At 40.8% G+C, this 18,603-nt stretch carries 19 protein-coding genes; 6 read left to right on the plus strand and 13 right to left on the minus strand.

All coding sequences use genetic code 11. The annotated features are described in order from the left end of the window. Nucleotides 1–134 precede the first annotated feature (134 nt). On the plus strand, nt 135–695 hold the full coding sequence (cudC, locus tag ACW0TQ_RS00090) for a choline uptake/conversion transcriptional regulator CudC (RefSeq protein WP_042532482.1): 561 nt from the start codon (nt 135–137) through the stop codon (nt 693–695). After that, entirely contained in the window at nt 658–1,614 is a 957-nt protein-coding gene (locus ACW0TQ_RS00095) for a glycine betaine ABC transporter substrate-binding protein (RefSeq protein ID WP_244882372.1), read from the plus strand. Before cudC ends, ACW0TQ_RS00095 begins: the two co-directional genes overlap by 38 nt. 68 nt (nt 1,615–1,682) lie before the next feature. Here ACW0TQ_RS00095 and ACW0TQ_RS00100 read toward each other — a convergent pair whose 3' ends face one another. The 4 genes from ACW0TQ_RS00100 to ACW0TQ_RS00115 all read right to left on the minus strand — a co-directional run bounded on the left by ACW0TQ_RS00100 (nt 1,683) and on the right by ACW0TQ_RS00115 (nt 4,894). Continuing rightward, the gene (locus tag ACW0TQ_RS00100) at nt 1,683–2,186 is read right to left on the minus strand and encodes a GNAT family N-acetyltransferase (protein ID WP_042532480.1); all 504 of its coding nucleotides are present in this window, start codon (nt 2,184–2,186) and stop codon (nt 1,683–1,685) included. Nucleotides 2,187–2,403: 217 nt separating this feature from the next. Then, a complete protein-coding gene (locus tag ACW0TQ_RS00105) occupies nt 2,404–2,571 on the minus strand; it encodes a hypothetical protein (protein WP_175297038.1) in 168 nt (55 codons plus the stop codon). 14 nt (nt 2,572–2,585) lie between these two features. Continuing rightward, a complete protein-coding gene (locus ACW0TQ_RS00110; protein ID WP_455725240.1) occupies nt 2,586–4,520 on the minus strand; it encodes an aconitate hydratase in 1,935 nt (644 codons plus the stop codon). A gap of 191 nt (nt 4,521–4,711) precedes the next feature. After that, entirely contained in the window at nt 4,712–4,894 is a 183-nt protein-coding gene (locus tag ACW0TQ_RS00115) for a hypothetical protein (RefSeq protein ID WP_042532476.1), read from the minus strand. Nucleotides 4,895–5,286: 392 nt separating this feature from the next. Here ACW0TQ_RS00115 and ACW0TQ_RS00120 point away from each other — a divergent pair, with 392 nt between their 5' ends. Both ACW0TQ_RS00120 and ACW0TQ_RS00125 read left to right on the plus strand, forming a co-directional pair. Beyond that, complete coding sequence (locus tag ACW0TQ_RS00120) at nt 5,287–5,412, plus strand: hypothetical protein (RefSeq protein WP_256705811.1); 126 nt, start codon at nt 5,287–5,289, stop codon at nt 5,410–5,412. Beyond that, entirely contained in the window at nt 5,412–6,044 is a 633-nt protein-coding gene (locus ACW0TQ_RS00125) for a protein kinase family protein (RefSeq protein WP_193065065.1), read from the plus strand. Before ACW0TQ_RS00120 ends, ACW0TQ_RS00125 begins: the two co-directional genes overlap by 1 nt. A gap of 78 nt (nt 6,045–6,122) precedes the next feature. Here the strand turns inward: ACW0TQ_RS00125 and larC2 are convergent, their stop codons facing one another. The 7 genes from larC2 to ACW0TQ_RS00160 form a co-directional block, all read right to left on the minus strand. Then, the gene (gene larC2 / locus ACW0TQ_RS00130; protein WP_455725241.1) at nt 6,123–6,587 is read right to left on the minus strand and encodes a nickel pincer cofactor biosynthesis protein LarC2; all 465 of its coding nucleotides are present in this window, start codon (nt 6,585–6,587) and stop codon (nt 6,123–6,125) included. A 29-nt stretch (nt 6,588–6,616) separates the two neighbouring features. Further along, the gene (larB, locus tag ACW0TQ_RS00135) at nt 6,617–7,363 is read right to left on the minus strand and encodes a nickel pincer cofactor biosynthesis protein LarB (RefSeq protein ID WP_455725242.1); all 747 of its coding nucleotides are present in this window, start codon (nt 7,361–7,363) and stop codon (nt 6,617–6,619) included. Nucleotides 7,364–7,396: 33 nt separating this feature from the next. Continuing rightward, a complete protein-coding gene (gene larC, locus ACW0TQ_RS00140) occupies nt 7,397–8,287 on the minus strand; it encodes a nickel pincer cofactor biosynthesis protein LarC (RefSeq protein WP_455725243.1) in 891 nt (296 codons plus the stop codon). A 247-nt stretch (nt 8,288–8,534) separates the two neighbouring features. Further along, entirely contained in the window at nt 8,535–9,380 is an 846-nt protein-coding gene (gene larE, locus ACW0TQ_RS00145) for an ATP-dependent sacrificial sulfur transferase LarE (RefSeq protein WP_455725361.1), read from the minus strand. 121 nt (nt 9,381–9,501) lie between these two features. After that, a complete protein-coding gene (larA, locus tag ACW0TQ_RS00150) occupies nt 9,502–10,776 on the minus strand; it encodes a nickel-dependent lactate racemase (protein WP_193065067.1) in 1,275 nt (424 codons plus the stop codon). Nucleotides 10,777–10,944: 168 nt separating this feature from the next. Continuing rightward, entirely contained in the window at nt 10,945–12,069 is a 1,125-nt protein-coding gene (locus ACW0TQ_RS00155) for a 2-keto-3-deoxygluconate permease (protein WP_256705808.1), read from the minus strand. Continuing rightward, nucleotides 12,059–13,225, minus strand: coding sequence for a glycerate kinase (locus tag ACW0TQ_RS00160; RefSeq protein WP_455725244.1), 1,167 nt, complete (start codon nt 13,223–13,225; stop codon nt 12,059–12,061). The genes ACW0TQ_RS00155 and ACW0TQ_RS00160 overlap by 11 nt, the downstream gene beginning before the upstream one ends. Nucleotides 13,226–13,374: 149 nt before the next feature. On the opposite strand from ACW0TQ_RS00160, the gene ACW0TQ_RS00165 reads away from it, so the two are divergent. Continuing rightward, the gene (locus ACW0TQ_RS00165; RefSeq protein WP_042532457.1) at nt 13,375–14,469 is read left to right on the plus strand and encodes a CdaR family transcriptional regulator; all 1,095 of its coding nucleotides are present in this window, start codon (nt 13,375–13,377) and stop codon (nt 14,467–14,469) included. A 56-nt stretch (nt 14,470–14,525) separates the two neighbouring features. Here ACW0TQ_RS00165 and ACW0TQ_RS00170 read toward each other — a convergent pair whose 3' ends face one another. After that, nucleotides 14,526–15,623, minus strand: a complete 1,098-nt coding sequence (locus ACW0TQ_RS00170; protein ID WP_042532455.1) for a DUF3887 domain-containing protein — start codon at nt 15,621–15,623, stop codon at nt 14,526–14,528. Between the two features lie 700 nt (nt 15,624–16,323). Between ACW0TQ_RS00170 and ACW0TQ_RS00175 the strand changes: the two genes are divergently transcribed. Continuing rightward, entirely contained in the window at nt 16,324–17,496 is a 1,173-nt protein-coding gene (locus tag ACW0TQ_RS00175; RefSeq protein ID WP_042532453.1) for an MFS transporter, read from the plus strand. Nucleotides 17,497–17,713: 217 nt separating this feature from the next. Here the strand turns inward: ACW0TQ_RS00175 and ACW0TQ_RS00180 are convergent, their stop codons facing one another. Then, on the minus strand, nt 17,714–18,574 hold the full coding sequence (locus ACW0TQ_RS00180) for an SDR family oxidoreductase (protein ID WP_042532451.1): 861 nt from the start codon (nt 18,572–18,574) through the stop codon (nt 17,714–17,716). Nucleotides 18,575–18,603 lie beyond the last annotated feature (29 nt).

Raw genomic sequence — 18,603 nt, forward strand, 5'->3', positions numbered from 1 at the left:
TTTCTTCTTATATGTAAAAATTATATTGCTTCTGAATCCACGAATCATTTGACAAATTTATTTATTTTACTATCATTAAGTTTGTTAAGAAAAAATTTAACTTTATGGACATTGATCTGTAGGAGGTCATTATTTTGAACAATCCCCATGACGAGAGGGCAAGAGAACAAATAGAAGAGGCAAAAGATCAGGTTATTCAATCGATATCGGAAACGATGGACTTATACGGTGTAACACCAGCTGCCGGTAAAATATATGCAACGATGTATTTTGAAAATCAAATGAATTTGGATGAAATGCGGGAAGAGCTTGGTATGAGCAAGCCTAGTATGAGCACCAATGTACGCCATCTCCAGCAAATTGGAATGGTAAAAAAGAAATTCCAGCGTGGTTCCAGAAAACATACCTATACTGCGGAGAAAAATTTCTTTCATTCCTTTATGGCCTACTTCTGCCAAATGTGGGAACGGGAAGCAAATACAAATATGGAAGCTATCCATCAGGCTGAAAAACCACTTCTTGAAATTATTCATGATGAGCATGTTTCTGACAGCTTCAAAGAAGAAGCTAGACATCATTATGAATTATTAAACCAGTCCAAGGTTTATTACAACTGGCTGGATCAGTTGGTACACAGTATTCGATCCGAAGAAATTTTTGAGTTTTTACCAAAGGACACATCCCAAAAAGACTAAGAGGAGAGATACCATCTTTAACTTTCAAAAACAACCTATAAATATTCTCATTATCACAGCAATTTCGATTCTATTATTAAGTGCATGCGGCGGAAATACATCGAACGAATCCGCGGCAGAAGATGATAACCCCAACAGCCTCGATATGGGCCAAATCAGCTGGGAAGAAAATATCGCAATTACAAATATGTGGAAATTCATTCTAGAAGAAGAAGGTTATGAAGTAAACTTGCATTTATTAGATATCGGGACGCAAATGGCGGCACTTGAAAATGATGAGCTGGATATCAGTCCTGAAATATGGCTGCCTGTTCAAGATGCAGAATATGTAGCACAATATGAAGATGCTATTAATTTCTCAGAAGAAACTTGGTATGATAATGCAAAAGTTGGTTTAGTCGTACCGGCTTATATGGATTATTTGGATAGTATAGAAGATTTAAATGCGAATAAGGAAAGTTTAAATGGAGAAATAACTGGATTCGATGCCGGAGCAGGCACGATGTTAGTAGTGGAAGAAGCAATGGAAGCATACGAGCTGGATTATGAGCTCACGGCCAGCTCCGAACCCGCTATGCTGACCGCGTTACAACAGGCCATCACTAATGAAGAGGATATTGTTGTGCCGTTATGGAACCCACATCGTGTATTTTCAGAAATGGACTTAAAATATTTAGACGACCCTCAAAATATCTTTGGAGAGGCTGAAAAAATTCATCACGTAACCCGCCAAAATTTTCATGAGGATTATCCAGAAGTCGATCAATGGTTGAAAAATTGGAAAATGGATGATGAACAAATTGGTGAATTGATGAGCTACGTCAGTGAGGCTGAAAATGAAGGAAAAGAAGCGCTGGAAGGTGCTGAAAAATGGGTGAATGATAATCGAAATCTTGTGAATCAATGGCTGGAAAAATAACTCGATATGAAGCAGTCTGATGGGAATTCCAATCAGACTGCTTCATTTTATCAATGCAACTATTGATTTTAAAAGCTTAATTGATAATAAACAAAAGTAAGAGGCTTTCCTTCATAAGCCGTGTCTTCCCTGTTTATTTCCTCAAACCCTTTCTTTTCCAACACCTTCTGAGAAGCTATATTCTCTGCGGTGGTTTGCGCCTTGATCCCCTTTAATCTTAATGTTTTCTCTGCCTCCACTTTGAGAAGCTCAACTGCCTTTCCTGCTATCCCTTTTCCTGTATGAGCTTCACCAACTCGATATCCTAAAAAGCCGATTTTCTGTGAAGGACAAATATCTGTTAAGTTAACTCTCCCCAAAATTTCTCCGTCCGCATCCTTGATCAGAAAAAAATAAGATTTACTATCTGCCTGTTCCTTCAGCAATTCACGTAGTCTGTCATGAAAGTAATCCTTTTGGTAAAACGCTTCTCCACGGGAAGGAACAAATTTTTCAAAGTACTTTCTATTATGTAATTCAAATGTATAAAGCTTATCCTCATCTTCTATTTGCAGCGGAGCAATATGTATCATCTAACAGACACCCTCTTCTGTATCCGACGGTATATATGACCTAGATACTTTTTTCATATATTATTTCACAACAAAAGCTTTCTGTCGACAGGATTGGAAATCTGGTTATTCCTGAATGTAAAGAATATATTTAGAAAAACGGTTTGGCGTTTCTATATGCAAAAAAAGTCGAAGCAGCGGCTGTATCTGGAACCAGCGCTGCTCCGACAGTTCATTATTAATCAATGACCCTGTGGTTCTCATCGACTTGAAGCTTTTCCGTCTTCTCCACAGCGGCAACAAACCCATCACCATGACAAACGGTGCAGGTATACTGCCACTGCTCATCATCTCTTAATAAACCTGTTCCTTCACAAGCTTTACAAGCATGTTCCTGAGATCCCATTGCTGACTTCCTTTCTATTGTTTTTCTTTAATCCAATTAATAATTCCGCCGGCCAGCAGAATTTCAAGATGACGTTTAGTAAGGTCATGCTGCACAGTAATCGTACGGTCTGTCCCTTTCAGCTTAATATTAAAGGTGTGCTGATTTTGAATCGTTTGATGGATTTGGCGAAATTCGAGCACATCCTCCTGCCGAACCAGATCATAGTCTTCCTCATTGACAAACGTTAATGGTAAAATACCGAAATTAATCAAGTTCTGCAGATGAATACGGGCAAAATCCTTCACTAGCACGACTTTTAATCCCAGATACCGCGGTGCGAGCGCCGCATGCTCCCGGCTCGAACCTTGTCCGTAATTAAAGCCCGCCACAACCACATGACCGCCGTCATCACGTTGTTTCATTGCCATTTCGTAATAATCATCATCAATGATTTCAAATGCAAAGGTACTGATTTTTTGAATATTACTGCGGTATGGCAAGACACGTGAACCGCCGGCAAGAATTTCATCTGTTGAGATGTTATCATTCATTTTCAGTAATATAGGAACATCAAAGTTATCCTCAATCGGATCAAAATCTGGGATAGTCGTGATATTTGGCCCTTTTTCTAAATCAATTTGACTATTATCCTTCGGCGGCACTTCCAGCATACCCTTTGTAGAAAAAGTAGTCGGTTCTTTTATTTTCGGATAAGACATATCCAATGTTCTTGGGTCTGTAATAACTCCCGTTAATACAGAAGCAGCAGCTGTTTCCGGACTGCATAGGAACACACTGTCTTCTCTTGTCCCGGACCGTCCCGGGAAATTTCGGGGTGTCGTCCGTAAACTATTCTTACCCGTAGCCGGAGCCTGCCCCATACCAATACAGCCGTTGCATCCTGCCTGATGCATACGGGCACCGGCTGCCAGCAGATTCGCAATATGCCCATTTTCAACAAGCTGCTCCAGCAGTTGACGGGAAGTTGGATTAATATCCAGAGAAGTACCGTTTGCGATTTGCTTTCCCTTCACAATTTCACTGGCAATCGCAAAATCGCGGTATCCCGGGTTAGCAGAAGAACCGATGTAAGACTGATAGATGTCTTCTCCGGCAACTTCCATAACAGGCACTACATTCCCCGGACTGGACGGTTTTGCAATTAACGGTTCCAACGCAGATAAATCAATTTCTTCATGTTCATCGTAATCCGCTCCATCATCTGCTTTTAATTCAATCCATTCGTCTTCGCGCCCTTGTGTTTTTAGAAAATGTTTAATTTCTTTATCTGACGGAAATACTGTGGCGGTCGCTCCAAGCTCTGCTCCCATATTGGCAATCACATGCCGATCCATAGCAGATAATTCCTTCACACCTGGTCCATAATATTCAAGGATTTTTCCGACACCGCCTTTTACGCCATGGCGGCGCAGCATTTCTAAAATAACGTCCTTGGCGCTGACCCAATCAGGCAATTTTCCTGTTAATTCAATTCCCATAACCCGCGGCATTTTCACATAATAAGGTTCACCGGCCATTGCCATCGTGACGTCAATTCCGCCCGCTCCCATAGCCAGCATGCCCATACATCCATTGGCACATGTATGACTGTCTGAACCTAATAAGGTTTTCCCGGGGCGTGCCAGCTGCTGCATATGGACAGGATGACTGACACCGTTTCCAGGCCTGCTGTAATAAATGCCGAATTTCTGTGCCGCACTCCGTAAAAATAGATGGTCATCTGCATTCCGAAAATCTTCCTGAATCAGGTTATGGTCCACGTACTGTGCCGATGCCTCTGTCTTCACTTTATCAATGCCCATCGCTTCCAATTCCAGCATCACCATGGTACCTGTCGCGTCCTGTGTCAACGTCTGGTCAATTTTTAAACCAATCTCTTCTCCGGGCTTCATCTCTCCTGACAGCAAATGATCTTGAATTAATTTTTGCGCTGCATTAAGCTGCATGTTGCTTCCTCCTTATAATATACTGTCCTGATTAGAATATGCTTATATAGTAATTATTACACGTAGCAAATGAAGTTAAACTTGATGTTCCTTCCTCAAAACCTCCGATTCATACCATCTGTGAGGCGTTAACAGGCAAACACATCCTCCTTCCCTCTCTGCATATACGATTTTTGAAGCATACCCATCCTTTATTTTGATTTCATTTTCTTTTCCATCACTGGACGAAAAAATGCCCCATAAGTAAACCCTCCCATCAGAAAACCAATTATTCCATTCCAATAAGGCTCTCCTCCAAGAAGGATACTGACCATAAACATGATGACGGAGCCCGTTAAAGCATATAAAAGTCCACTGACCCAACGGTTTTTCACGGTTCGCCGCTCCTTCCAAAGTGCTTTATACGTGTTTACCCTTGAATAAAAGCCGGAAAACGATGAATTAAGGTATATAAGAAGGCTTTTATTAGCGCTGTATCACACCTATTCCTGCATAGCAAACGTATTAAAAAAAGAGAAACATGCGTGGATAATTTAAGTACGTTAAAATTTGCGCTTACGAAACAAGCCCTCTATAATAAATGTACATTCAAATTAATCCCAAAGGGGAGTAGCATAATAGCAGCTGTCGTCATTACAGGAGAAATCCTCGGCACTGCTGGCAACCGTTTCATTTCGTTGCTTGCGAGACCTTTGTCCAAAAAATATGTGGGCAAAGGTCTCTTTTTTATTAGCTTTTGCCGCACATAAGCCAAGGAGGAAAAGAAATGTCTAAACTTACGAAGCTTCTCAAGTCTAAAATGGTAAAAGAAGGAATAAAACAAGCGCAAAAACATGCCTTGCCTGTGATCAAAAAGGAATTAACCAAAAGAAAAGGCAGTTTTAAAAAATAATGAAACAATCCATGTACAATCACTATGTAACCACCGTTTTATTTACGAAGAAACACAGACGTATAAAAATACTCGGGCATCATAGTGACTTAGAGCTCTATGGGGCGGGGAGGAGTGCCGCTGTATTCAGAATAAAAAATGAGCATAAAGTGATTAAAATTTTCTACCCGTCTTTTGAAAAAACAGCAATGGAAGAAAAGCTAAATTACGAAAAGCTACATGGCAGTCCTTACTACCCAACGATATATGAAGCAGGAAGTAACTATTTAGTAATGGATTTTATTGAGGGCAAAACATTTTTTGAATGTCTGGCAGAAGGTATTCCGCTGACATCTCAACATATCAAGGATGTGGATAATGGATTAAATGCTGCGAGAGAGGCGGGATTAAATCCTTCAGATATTCATCTGCATAACCTTATCCTGACCAAAGAAGGCGCTGTGCGTCTGATTGATACAGCCCGTTTTTCTCAGGAGAAAAAATGTACGCAATGGGAAGATTTAAAATGGGCTTATGCACGATATTATCAGCGTACGAATTTCCCAAAAAAGATTCCAAGATGGGTCATGTATGCCGTATCAAAGCTTTACCGATTCTATCAGTATCTTCCTGTCAGAAAGGAAAAAAATTAGATGCGAGTTCTTTCCCTTTTTAATCACTAAATTTTAATAAAAAATACACAAACCAATTCAAATTGGTCTGTGTATTTTTTATAATTGCTTCCAAACTGACTGATATACTTGTTTCAATGGAATTCCATGTTCTTCAGCTATCGCTTTACAGTCTGCATACTCTGGTGAGCTTTGAAAGACCTCTCCATTCGAGGTCCCCTGTTTCACTGTTACTGGCCCCCATGCTGTATCCACTTGAATAAACTTTCTTTCCATGCGGTGGACAGTTAGCGGATAATAACGGATGCCTAGCGTCGTAGTTTCCTGCAACAGGATTTCCTTCATTTCAGGAAGTGCTTGATTGGAACAGAGCAATTGCAGTAATACCCCCGGCCGATTTTTTTTCATATAAATGGGGGTGTAAAATACATCATTTGCCCCAGCTTCAAATAAGCGGTCCATTACAAATCCAAGCCATTCCCCTGAAATATCATCCAAATTGACTTCCACTTTTATCATATTATCATCAATATGTTCCTGATTCGGAGGATGTTTTGGTGTCATCTAGACAACTCCCTTCTTATTGCGAAATGCTACTCCTCTTTTCCTTGAGCCAGCCGGTCAATCAATACGGCATTATATGCACCGCCGAAGCCATTATCAATATTGACCACGCTGATTCCGCTCGCACAGGAGTTCAGCATTGTCAGTAATGCCGACAGGCCTTGGAAGTTCGCACCATAGCCTACACTTGTCGGCACCGCAATGACCGGATGCGAAACAAGACCGCCGACCACACTTGGGAGCGCCCCTTCCATTCCTGCAATGACGACCGAAACCGTTGCGTCCTGAATCGCTGGAGCCTGATCTAATAACCGGTGAATTCCAGCAACTCCGACATCATAAAATCGGCGTACATTACTGCCCAATGCTTCAGCAGTAACAGCTGCTTCTTCAGCGATCCGCAAGTCAGAGGTTCCGGCACAGAGAATAGCGATATATCCTTCTTTTTTTTCTCTTTTCTCTTCTACCTTTAAGGATAGGATTTGTGCCATATCATGGTACGTCAATTCAGGATGAACCTCTAAAATTTTATCTGCCTTATCCGGTGAAATCCTAGTAATTAAAATATCATTCTGCTTCGCTTTGATTGCTTGCAGGATAGCTATGATTTGCTCCACGGTTTTTCCTTCTCCGTAAATCACTTCCGGAAAACCCTGCCGTTGTTTCCTGTGATGATCTACTTTGGCAAAACCTAAATCTTCATAAGTCGCTAGCTTCTTTTTCGCGTCCTCTATGCTTAATGTTCCATTTTGGACTTCCTTTAAAATTTCTTCCATTTACTTGTCCTACTCTCCAAACTTTTTCAATGTTTATGCCTCTTCGCCAATGATAACCCGGAGTACATTGGGGTGATTCGGAAATGTTTTCGTACCGGCACCATATCCCACTTTCACCACTTTCATAGACGGCATATCACAAAACTCCTCCGCTAACACCGCAGCAAAAGCAGCCCCAGTCGGCGTTGTCAATTCTGCTTTCAAGTCACTTTGCGCAATCGGTACTCCACGCAAAATCTCCAGCGTAGCCGGTGCCGGGACAGGATACACGCCATGATCAATATGAATTTTTCCAGATCCTGTTGGAACAGCTGCTGACTTGATTTCATCAATCTCAAGCTCTTCCAATAAAATCGCTGTCCCTACAATATCAATAATCGAATCAACAGCGCCTACTTCATGAAAATGGACATCCTCCAGCGGCACACCGTGAATATGCCCTTCTGCTTCACCAATTTTTTTAAAGATCTTCAACGCCATATCTTTCACGTCTTCTGATAAATCTGCTTCTTGAATCATATTTACAATATCACGATAGGAACGATGATGATGGCTATGATTGTGATGGTGATGATGTCCCTCATCGTGACTGTGACCATGATGGTACTCATGATGATGGTCGTGGCTATGCCCGTGATGATGCTCATGAACATGCTTATGGCTATGCCCGTGCTCATGGTCGTCCTGTTCAGAATGATCATGGCGGGAATGTCCATGCTCCTCATTCTTCAGCACAACATCAAATTTTGTGCTTGTAATCCCATTCTTCACTACTTTATAAACATTTAATTCGTATTCATCGACTAAAGGAAGCTTCTGCAACTCGTTTTGCAAATGAGAAAAACTCCCTCCCGCGTCAAGCAGCGCTCCTATTGTCATATCACCGCTTATTCCTGAAAAACAATCCAAATATAACATCTTCATGAAAATTACTCCTTTGTTTATCTTCTTTATACTCTTTTCACGCGAAAAAGCAGTTTTTTCAACTGCTTTCCCGTAAAAGATCATGTTTAAATTTATCCGGAGAATCATCCGTAAAACTCCATCTCTAAATAGAGAGTAAAAATAAATTTATTCAGAGAGGAGATAGCGGGTGCTAACTCCCCCCCTGAGGCACTCAGGCTAATTCCGGGGGAGAAAGGAAACAACTCCCACGGAATGAAGTTGTGTTTTAAGCATTGGCAGCGATTTGCTGTTTTGACGAAGCTGCTGGTGCTGGCAATACTTCATTCATGCTGCCTGTACGGTAACCGCGTAAGTCTATCGATACATAGTCAAAACCAAGAGATACCAGTTTATGTTGAACCTCTGTACGTTTTTCCAGTAATTCCACCATTTTATCAGCTGCTACTTCGATACGCGCCACATTATCATGATAACGTACACGCACTTCTTCAAAACCGGCACGTTTTAAATAAAGCTCCGCCTGATTAACCTGATTTACTTTTTGTTTGTCCAGTTTTGTACCATACGGAAATCTGGATGCTAAGCTGCAGGAAGCTAATTTATTCCATACTGGAAGCTCCAATTCCTTCGCAAGCTCGCGGACTTCCGGTTTATATAGATTTGCTTCCTGAAGGACACTGCGGATGCCTTCTTCCGTTCTTGCCTTTAGCCCCGGGCGGAAATCTGCTTCATCATCCATAATCATTCCGTCTAACACATACGGATAATCCCATTCCTCCGCCAGCTGATTCAGGCGGGTGTAAAGCAATTTTTTACTGTAATACCAGCTGTCTGGGTTATTCGCTGTAATTTGAGGCTGGTTCAATTCTTTTATTTCTGTTTGGTGCACCTTCACACCCAGATCCTCTGCTAATTGAACCGCAGCCTGAAATTCGGATTCACGGAATAATTCTGATGCAACAACAACTGCCAGCACGTTATCTCCTAACTCCTGCTGCGCTCTTTTCAAAACAACTGTACTGTCTACACCGCCTGAAAATGCCACCATGACACGTCCCATTTCCTTCAGTGTTTTCCCTAAATAACGATTTTTCTCATTGATTTCCATCATTTTATTCACCTCATTTCCCCTGACTGAAGGGGGGGGGATTTTACTAACAAAAGGATATAAAAAACTTTCCCATTTATTGACTAAATACATTTCATTCTATTACCAGTATACTACGCTCAGCTCAGGATTTCACTTTTTCTTCAACATAAGGTATCGTCAATGGCCCTAAAGGCATCACAGCAACGGTCATCGATTCCCCATACTTTTCCTTTAACTCTTCTAACGTCTGTTCTATATCATGAGTCGGCTTTAACATGGCATTGGTTACTTGTTCGTCCGTCAGCTTGGAATAAACATAAACATCCGCCCAGACCTGAATGACAGCCTGTTTCTGAACCTGCCACTGATCAAACATTTTAAATTCCGGATTATTAATCATATCCAGCAGATCCTGCGGGCTCTTTGCCATATCAAAAATTTTCGCATAGTTTCCATGGTCAGGTAAGCCATCTGAACACTCGGATGCTACAATAATCGAACCGCCCTCTTTGACAATTTTATGGGCAGCGCTCATCCCTTTTACGGCCTGATATAAATTTTGGTCCAGCGGATAGCCGGAATTAGATGTAATCACGACATCAAACCGCTCTTCACAATGGAACATCGCGTGCTCTTTTGCGTACGCACATCCTTCATCATGTGCCTGATAAAGCTCGCCAGCAAACACATTCGTAATTTCTTTCTCCCGATTTAATGTAACATTTAACATAAATTCGGGCTTACACATCCCGTTAATTTCACGGGTCATATCCTGAACCGGATTATTCTCCATATTCCCCCACGTGGAGAGCGGATCTCCAATCATCCGCGCATTATGGAAGGTCATAATCGTTTCAATCCCCGCTATTCCGGGCATGATTCCTTTTGGACCTCCAGAAAAGCCTGCGAAAAAATGCGGCTCTATAAAACCGGTTACAATTCTAAAATCAGATTCTACATAATCTTTATTCAGGTAGACATCGCAGCCAAATTTACTTTTCCCGAGATTAACAAGTGTATCCTTTTCATGACAGTGATTGTTTACAATTCGAATATTGTCTACAACCCAGCTTCCTAACATTTGAACAAATTCTTCCCTTGTCTGGTCGCGGTGTGTTCCAGTTCCATTAATAATAACAAAATTCTCTAAAGGAACATGGCTTAACTCCTCAATTAATACCGGAACCAGGATATGATTTGGTGTCGGTCTGGTAATATCACTAATGACAATCGATACCGTATCGGTAGCCTTGACAGATTCTTTCAAGGGCGCGCTGCCAATCGGATTTCGCAAAGCCTGACGGACTGCTTCCTTTTCATCTTCCATCTTTGGCAGATTGGTCGGTTCAATAAGTAAAGCGTTTTCTGGCAAATCTAAAGAAATTCCATTCTTTCCATATAGTAAATCCGTCCTCATATTCAAAAACCTCATTTCATTTAATAGCTTATATCCTGTACTTTTTTAGGTTTAAACGACATTTGTAGCAAACCGTTACTGCTGAAAAGCATTTATTTGTAAAATAACATATCATTCTATCATCAGAATAACATGATTTGTCGAATAAAACCTGCTTCTTATAACCTATCAGTCATTAACCGCATATTTCGTTTCCTGTTTATCCTCTTTTAACCCCAAATCTTCTTTTGTACCATCGATTCCTTTTTTCCGCTGATACTTGTCTATTAAAATAACACCTAAAGGACAAAGCAGCGAAGTCGTGATGGTGGATATGGAAATCTGAGCGGTCGCCATCGGAACAATACTCTGAATCGCTTCAAATTCTGCTTGTGTCATGGCTCCTGCACCAACGGCTACTGACGCTGCTGCGGCTACTGCGGCAGGTGTTGCGGCGGCGTTTCCTGCTGTGGAAGCCTCTGAGATAGGAGCAATAAAGCTTTTTTCTCTAAATAATTTAAATACAAGAATACCTGCCCCAGCTGAACAGAAAAAGGTAAGAAAAGCAAGTGTTAATCCGCCTGTAAGTACAGAGGGATTGAAGAAGTTCGCCAAATCCATGCCAGCTCCCAGAGCAAAGGCGAAAAATGGAATCGTAACCGCTTCTCCCGGCTTTAAAAACTCTCGTATTTTTGGATCCAGGTTTCCTAAAATCATTCCAATCCCGATTGGCAAAAGAACTGCAATAAATGAAATCATCGGAAATGCTGTACCTAATACCCCAAGTGCAGCTAATGTCAAAAATGGCCCGTCATTGATAGCCAGAATAGAGAGGCCGCCCACATCGGATCTATTTCCAAATTTTCCTGTCAATGCAGCATACATCCCGCTATTGCTGTTTGTCATACCAGCAATTAATGCAAGTGTGGACAATCCAAATAGTCCGCTCATCGGGTCAAAGAAGAATCCAAAAGCCATCCCGACGGCTAAGCCGGCTCCATACTTCGAACCTGTAATTAAAATCCCTTTCTTTAATGCTTTTCCGCCGACTTTCAAATTCATCTGGCTTCCCACACAGAATAAGAATAAAGCAATCAATACAAGGGCACTATCCTTAAATAATTCTTGTGAAAATCCGCCAATTCTTAAAAATTCATAGTAGCCTTCCTCTGTTTGCGGTGCTCCGAGAAATTCAAGAACTCTCATCACTGCCGGTATATGCATTTGGTCAATCGTGTTTAAAGAAGCTCCTAATAGAAGTGGAACTACCATTAACCCTCCAGGTACTTTTTCAATTGTATCCTTAATTCTCATAAATCGCTCCCCCTTTGATGTGATTAAAAGCGTAAAAATAAGAACGAACCACCTGTTCAGCACTTAATTCCAATAGGATAGATGCATTTCGCATAGACTCTTCTAACGTCATTGGTTTATTGACAATACTGTGGATACTGACAACTCCAAAATCATGGAGCACTGCCGCATCGTCACCTGCCGATCCTGCTAAAATAATCGTTGGAACCCCTTGCTTTTGCGCTGTTTGTGCTACTCCCAGCGGGGTTTTACCAGAAGCAGTCTGACCGTCCACTTTCCCCTCGCCGGTAATGACTAAATCTGTTCCTGCCAAAAATTGATTCATGTTACTATATTCCAGGACAACATCGATCCCTCTTTCCAGTTCACATGGAAAGAAGGCCTGAAAAGCTCCTCCGATGCCGCCCGCAGCTCCTGCACCCGGCATATCATGCAGCTTGATTCCTGTAACCTTTGCAACCTGATCCGCAAAATGTGCGAGATTTTGATCCAGCCGCTCTATCATTTCCGATGTTGCACCTTTTTGCGGGCCAAAAATATGAGATGCCCCATTTAATCCAATCAACGGATTCTCTACATCAGAGGCGATTAAAAATTGACAATCTTTAATTCTGGGATCAAATGAATCGATTTCTATGGAAGCAATTTTACCTAATGCGTCTCCTCCATAACCGATTTCATTTCCTTCTGCATCTAAAATCCTTAGCCCCAGCGCCTGCAGCATGCCGGCACCTCCGTCATTCGTAGCGGAGCCTCCTAATCCCACAACAAAAGAAGTAAAACCATCATCCAGAGCCTGTTTAATCAGCTGCCCTGTCCCATAGGTTGTTGCTGCCAATGGGGAAAGTTCTTCTTCAGATAGTAAAGTGAGTCCTGAGGCTGCTGCCATTTCAATGACACATGTTTTCTTATCTCCTAAAATTCCATATCCAGCTTCGACCTTATTCCCCAATGGATCTGTGACAATGACATGCTTCATCTCTCCTTCTGTAGCAGCAACAAGTGTTTCTAATGTTCCTTCGCCTCCATCAGCAACAGGGATCAAGACGGTTTCTGTGTCTGGAAAAGCTTTTTTGATTCCTTTATCTATGGCATTAGCTGCTTCGACTGCACTTAAACTTCCTTTAAATGAGTCTGGAGCAACGATAATCTTCATTCCATCACATCCTTTAGTAAGCGTTTTCTTTTTTTATCTGTAGTTTAAATTATACGAATATTGACTTATATTGTATATGGCTATATCATACAAAAATAAGAGGAATATATAGTTTAATATTGTAGGGTATAAACAAAGGAGCTTGAATTATGGATATGTTGACAAAAGAAATTGCGAATGCCATCGTCAGAGAAACCTCCCTCCGTTTAAATCGAAACGTAAATATTATGGATATGAACGGAGAGATTATTGCCGCTCTGGATGAAACTAGACTGCATACTGTTCATGAAGGGGCTGTAGAAGTGCTGAGCAGCGGAGAAACACTCTCTATTTATCCTGAACAAGGGGATTCCTGGCAAGGCTCGGAACCTGGAATCAATTTACCTATCGTCTTTCAGGACACTATCATCGGGGTGATTGGGGTTACCGGCAATCCGGATGAGATGGAGGATATCGGAGAGCTGGTGAAAATGACTACAGAGCTGATGATTGATCAGGAATTTATTACTTCACAGCTGGAATGGAAACAGCGTACAAAAGAGATGGTTATTGACCAGCTGTTAAAAAGCAATGCTTCTTATAAAACAATCCAGCAAGGGCTTGATATGCTGAAAATAGAATTAACGCCTCCATTCATGGCATTCGTCATTCAAATAGATACGCTCACTATCCAAAAACAAGAATTGATTCAAAAAATAGAGCGGTTATTTGGTAAGCGCCCTGCTATTGCCGGATTTATAAACCTTAATCAGCTTTTTATTGCCGTGTCTGAAATGGAAGAGACCGAAGCCGTGCGAAAAGTAGAAGCGCTGCAAGCACTATTTCATAAGCTGGGTATTACCTTCAGAATAGCCAATAGTCTGGCTTTTCATGAACTGAAACATTTTTATCAGGCTTATTCCGATTGCGAGCTCGCTTTAAAAATCAGTGCACCGGAAATCGAAGTAATTTCATTCAGCCAGATTGAAGTACGGGCATTGCTTTATCAGCTTGACCAGACGCTGAGAGAAAGGTTCTCCAGGCGAATTCTGAACGGTTTAGATGAAACGCAGGCAATGACATTAAAAGCATTTTTTGCACATGATTTAAATATCCAAAAAACAGCTGATGCCCTATTTTTACATCGGAATACATTGCTTTACCGGTTAAATAATATCACAAGGGAAACAGGATATAATCCGAAAATTTTCAATGATTCTCTTATTTTGCAGGTGGCCTTATGGATTCAGGAACAAAATAAATAAGGCAAGGGAAGTTTGATACACTGCTTATCAAACTCCCTTGCCTTTCAATCTATTCTCTACTCTTCGCTTTCCACATCCGTGTGCCGGTATCCGCTGATCTCATTTTCACGATTCACATATACAATGATGGATGCCGGCTGTTCCGAAAACTCCACATCATATACAAACGAATAATTTCCAGCAGAAGGACCATAATAGTCTTTTTCATGATTCAACTCAAAACGAACCCATTCTCCATACTCCCGCTCAACATTATTACGCCACCTTTCCAAATCTTCAGGAGAGGCCTCTGCTTCAGCATCATCTAAGAGATCTGCCGCCTCTTCATAATCTTCAGCAGCAATAAATGTTAAAAAATCCTCGGCTGTCTGATGCGCTTCTTCCGGATAGATGTAATTCTCTTCTTCATCATAGCTGCGGGAATAATAACCTGTAATTGCATTGTCCTCATTTACATAGATATTAAAAAGAACCAGCTGTTCCCCAAACGTTGCAGCATAAATAAGAGAAGAATCTCTGGAAAACGTCTGTTCATCATAAAGATGAATATCTGCGAATTCCCCATTCGTTTCCTCCAGCCGGCTCCAATCAGACGCAATATCTGCCGGTGCTATATCTGATTCCATATCATCTTCCACTAAGTCAGCCGCTTCTTCAAAGGCACCCTCCCTCGCAAATTCTAAAAATCCTTCCGCAACGTCATGGGTCTTTTCTGAAAACTGTAATTCTGGATCAATGTTTGTCCGAAAATTAAATACTTCATTATTTCTGTTAATACCGATATAAAAGAGCGCCTTACGCGCACCAAATTTGCCTTCATAAACAAAATTAAAGATGGACGAATATGTATCTTCCTCTTCCTCCATTAAATCAATACTACTTAATCCACCATAAATTTCAGCTGTTGGAACAAATAAATCTTCAAAATCTTTTGATGTCCATTCACTGATAGAATTATCACTCAGAGAGGATGCCGCTTCTTCAAATTCTTCCTCGCTTAAAAAGGATAAAAATTCTTCTGCTGTTTGCATCGCTTCATCTCTGGCTTCCTCTCTAGTCTCTCCTTCTGATTCAGAATCAGTTTCCCCGCATGCAGAGAGTATCAAACCAAGTAAACTGACTGTTAATAGAATGGTTAACTGTTTGAACTTCAAATTTTATGCTCCTTTACCCTGATTATTTCCTTGCCGGTTAGCAGCGGATTCCTCCCTGCACAACGATGTTTTTCAAAATCGACTTATTATGTATCTATTAAACTCCATTTGCGAAAATACGCTTAATCTTTTCATATCGTACCATATGCCAGGGAAGCTTGCTAGTACTCTAATAGATGAGAAAGTTTCTATCAGAATTTCACTTTCATATCCCTTCAAACAAGGTTCATCGTGTCATCTTTTCAACTGCATTGGAAATGCTGCTTCGTATTAATCTTTTTTAACAACAATGAGGAAGAAACTACAGCCTTAAAGAAAGGTTATTATCGAAAATTTTCACCTGCTATGAAGTGAGAAAACAACAAAAAATAGCAATACCAAAGACGTTTTACCCAATGGCAGTGCCATTTTTGGTGTATATTTTTTACAGCGTGCATATCATCGGATATTTCCAATTGTTCTTTCTGTCATTACTTTATGACTCCCCCGCTTAATTCCTGTCATAATCTCTAAAAACACATGAATGCATAGCCTGTAAAATGACTCAGCCTGATAGCTCCCATTCTCCAGTTAGATCACTAATTCATCACCATTTTACAATTCATTCACTATCCTTTCGTTCAACCTCTTTACATCTGCCCCGTATCAGATATAATGTCCTTTGTATCAAAATGCACCAACATAGAAGGAGTTTCGAAAAATGCATGATTCAAACACCAAAATATGGTCATTATCCTTTATCTTTATCGTGGTTTCCAACGGTTTAGTTTTTATGATTTTCGAGATGCTGCTTCCCACGCTTCCTCTCTTTATTACTGCAATTGGAGGCGGCGCCAGCCAAGTCGGCATCGTCACAGGAATATTTATGTTATCTGCTATTCTGACTCGTCCTTTTGCTGGTCTTCTAGCAAGTAAAATGGACAAAAAATTCCTCTTAATCCTAGGTATTTTAATTAATGCCTTGGCGACTGGAGCCTATTATCTTTCAAGTGATATCACTACGCTATTGATTATTCGGCTTTTTCATGGAGCAGGGTTTGGGTTGATTACGACATATTTCGCTACATTAGCAGCCGAAATCATTCCTAAAAAGCGGCTCGGAGAAGGAATTGGATATTTTGGTCTGGGTGAAACGATTGCTATTTCTGTCGGTCCCATGATAGGTATCTTAACGCTGGAATTATATGACTTTCAGCGCTTATTCTTAGGCGGAATGGCAGTATTGATACTGGCTGTAATCATGGCCATATTGATTAAACGCGCACCAAATGGAAGAGAATTAGATAGAACAGCCAGTGTAAAGACAAAAATTCTTGAAAAGAAAGTTCTCTTCCCTGCCCTTCTGATTTTATTAGTCGGAACGGCAGCAGGAGGAATCATGTCATTCTTTTCTTTATATGCCTTGGAAAAGGATTTTTCTCATGTAGGATTGTTTTTCTTCGTTATAGCGGCAGCCAGCTTTGCAGTACGATTGGTTTCTGGCAGGCTGTTTGACTTGCACGGACCAGCCGTCATCTTGATTCCAGGTTCTATCTTTGCAATCATTGGATTAGGTCTTTTATATATTGCCAATACAGACACGGTCTTTTTTACAGCAGCAATATTTTACGGTCTAGGTTTCGGAGCATTGCTTCCTGCTATACAAACCTGGTGTATCAACCTAGTCGATAAACAGGAGCATGAAGATGCCATGGCCTCTTTCTTCAATTTTTTCGATATTGGGATAGGCGGCGGCTCATTGGTACTGGGATTAATAGCAGAAGCAGCGTCTTATCAGACTATCTATATTGTATCTGCCTTCGTATACGTCTTATTTTTCATTATGTATGTAGTTTATTTACTTATAAAAAAACGTTCAAAAGAATTAGTTTAAGTGGAATATCAAGGGTTTAATACCCTTGATATGATTAATTGAAAAAGCAGCCATGCACTTACTTTTTTCTGCTGCTGCACATGCCAGGAAGTATTTTTAGATTCCCGCTTTGATTCTCAGAAAACCGCTTATACCCCGGTTTCTCGATTTCATAGATGGCAATTTTGCCTTCTTTATTAAAATGAAAACTTCTTCAGTAAAGCAGAAGCTCATAAAGTTAATTACTTTCTATAAAGGGAGATTCCTCTAAACCCGTCCACTGAAGACTTTTAATATATAAATCTTTTTGGCGTTCTTCATTATACGAAACAGGGGAAGTCTGTTCTATTTTATTATCTTTAAAAAACTTCCCTGTAACATCTTTCACTTCATTGGATGAAGCCAAATAAGCAGGCAAAGTGGCACCTTGCTCTGGATTTTTTGAAAATAACTTCATAACTGGTCTTAAAAACTTCGGTGCCATTCGGGTTGCCTGAGGGGTATAAATAAATCCTGGGTGCAGTGCATTGACGGTCACACCGCTGTTTGACAAGCGCTCACTCAGATAATACGTCATCATCAGAACAGCGGTTTTTGCAGTTTTATATGCCTGCATTCCCGAATAATCAGAAGCAGTTTGATTTACTGCATTATCCGGCTCAAACTCTTTGTCTTCCATGACAGATGCGATATTAACCACTCTTCCTGAACCGGAAGCCTTCAATTGATCAAGCAGCAGATGAGTTAATAAAAACGGTGCTAAATAATTAACCGCAAAAGTCATTTCAAAGCCGTCGTTATTGACTTGATACTGACCGAATACACCGCCGGCATTGTTTATGAGAACATCTAATTTGGAATAGCGCTTCTGAACCTGCTCTGCCAGCTTTCTAATCTCCTGCTGTGAGGACAAATCAGCGATCAGTAAATCTATATCCTTATTATCAGCAGCAGCTAATAATTCTTGACGTGCTTCTTCCCCTTTTTGCTTATTTCTGCATACTAAGACGATACGACAGCCTTGCCTGGCTAAAATAGCAGCTGTTGCGAATCCAATTCCTGAATTAGCTCCAGTTATCAAAACCGTTCTCCCTTCCATTCATCTCGTCCTCCTAATATTTAAGTCAA

The organism is Oceanobacillus sp. M60 (assembly GCF_053839645.1).

Excerpts from the sequence above, each read along its gene's own strand:
- larC (WP_455725243.1), bottom strand. The coding sequence starts at position 8,287 with ATGAAGATGTTATATTTGGATTGTTTTTCAGGAATAAGCGGTGATATG.
- ACW0TQ_RS00160 (WP_455725244.1), bottom strand. The coding sequence starts at position 13,225 with ATGAAGATTATCGTTGCTCCAGACTCATTTAAAGGAAGTTTAAGTGCA.
- ACW0TQ_RS00120 (WP_256705811.1), top strand. The coding sequence starts at position 5,287 with ATGTCTAAACTTACGAAGCTTCTCAAGTCTAAAATGGTAAAAGAAGGA.
- larA (WP_193065067.1), bottom strand. The coding sequence starts at position 10,776 with ATGAGGACGGATTTACTATATGGAAAGAATGGAATTTCTTTAGATTTG.
- ACW0TQ_RS00125 (WP_193065065.1), top strand. The coding sequence starts at position 5,412 with ATGAAACAATCCATGTACAATCACTATGTAACCACCGTTTTATTTACG.
- ACW0TQ_RS00175 (WP_042532453.1), top strand. The coding sequence starts at position 16,324 with ATGCATGATTCAAACACCAAAATATGGTCATTATCCTTTATCTTTATC.
- ACW0TQ_RS00110 (WP_455725240.1), bottom strand. The coding sequence starts at position 4,520 with ATGCAGCTTAATGCAGCGCAAAAATTAATTCAAGATCATTTGCTGTCA.
- larE (WP_455725361.1), bottom strand. The coding sequence starts at position 9,380 with ATGATGGAAATCAATGAGAAAAATCGTTATTTAGGGAAAACACTGAAG.
- larC2 (WP_455725241.1), bottom strand. The coding sequence starts at position 6,587 with ATGACACCAAAACATCCTCCGAATCAGGAACATATTGATGATAATATG.
- ACW0TQ_RS00165 (WP_042532457.1), top strand. The coding sequence starts at position 13,375 with ATGGATATGTTGACAAAAGAAATTGCGAATGCCATCGTCAGAGAAACC.
- ACW0TQ_RS00180 (WP_042532451.1), bottom strand. The coding sequence starts at position 18,574 with ATGGAAGGGAGAACGGTTTTGATAACTGGAGCTAATTCAGGAATTGGA.
- ACW0TQ_RS00155 (WP_256705808.1), bottom strand. The coding sequence starts at position 12,069 with ATGAGAATTAAGGATACAATTGAAAAAGTACCTGGAGGGTTAATGGTA.
- larB (WP_455725242.1), bottom strand. The coding sequence starts at position 7,363 with ATGGAAGAAATTTTAAAGGAAGTCCAAAATGGAACATTAAGCATAGAG.
- ACW0TQ_RS00100 (WP_042532480.1), bottom strand. The coding sequence starts at position 2,186 with ATGATACATATTGCTCCGCTGCAAATAGAAGATGAGGATAAGCTTTAT.
- ACW0TQ_RS00105 (WP_175297038.1), bottom strand. The coding sequence starts at position 2,571 with ATGGGATCTCAGGAACATGCTTGTAAAGCTTGTGAAGGAACAGGTTTA.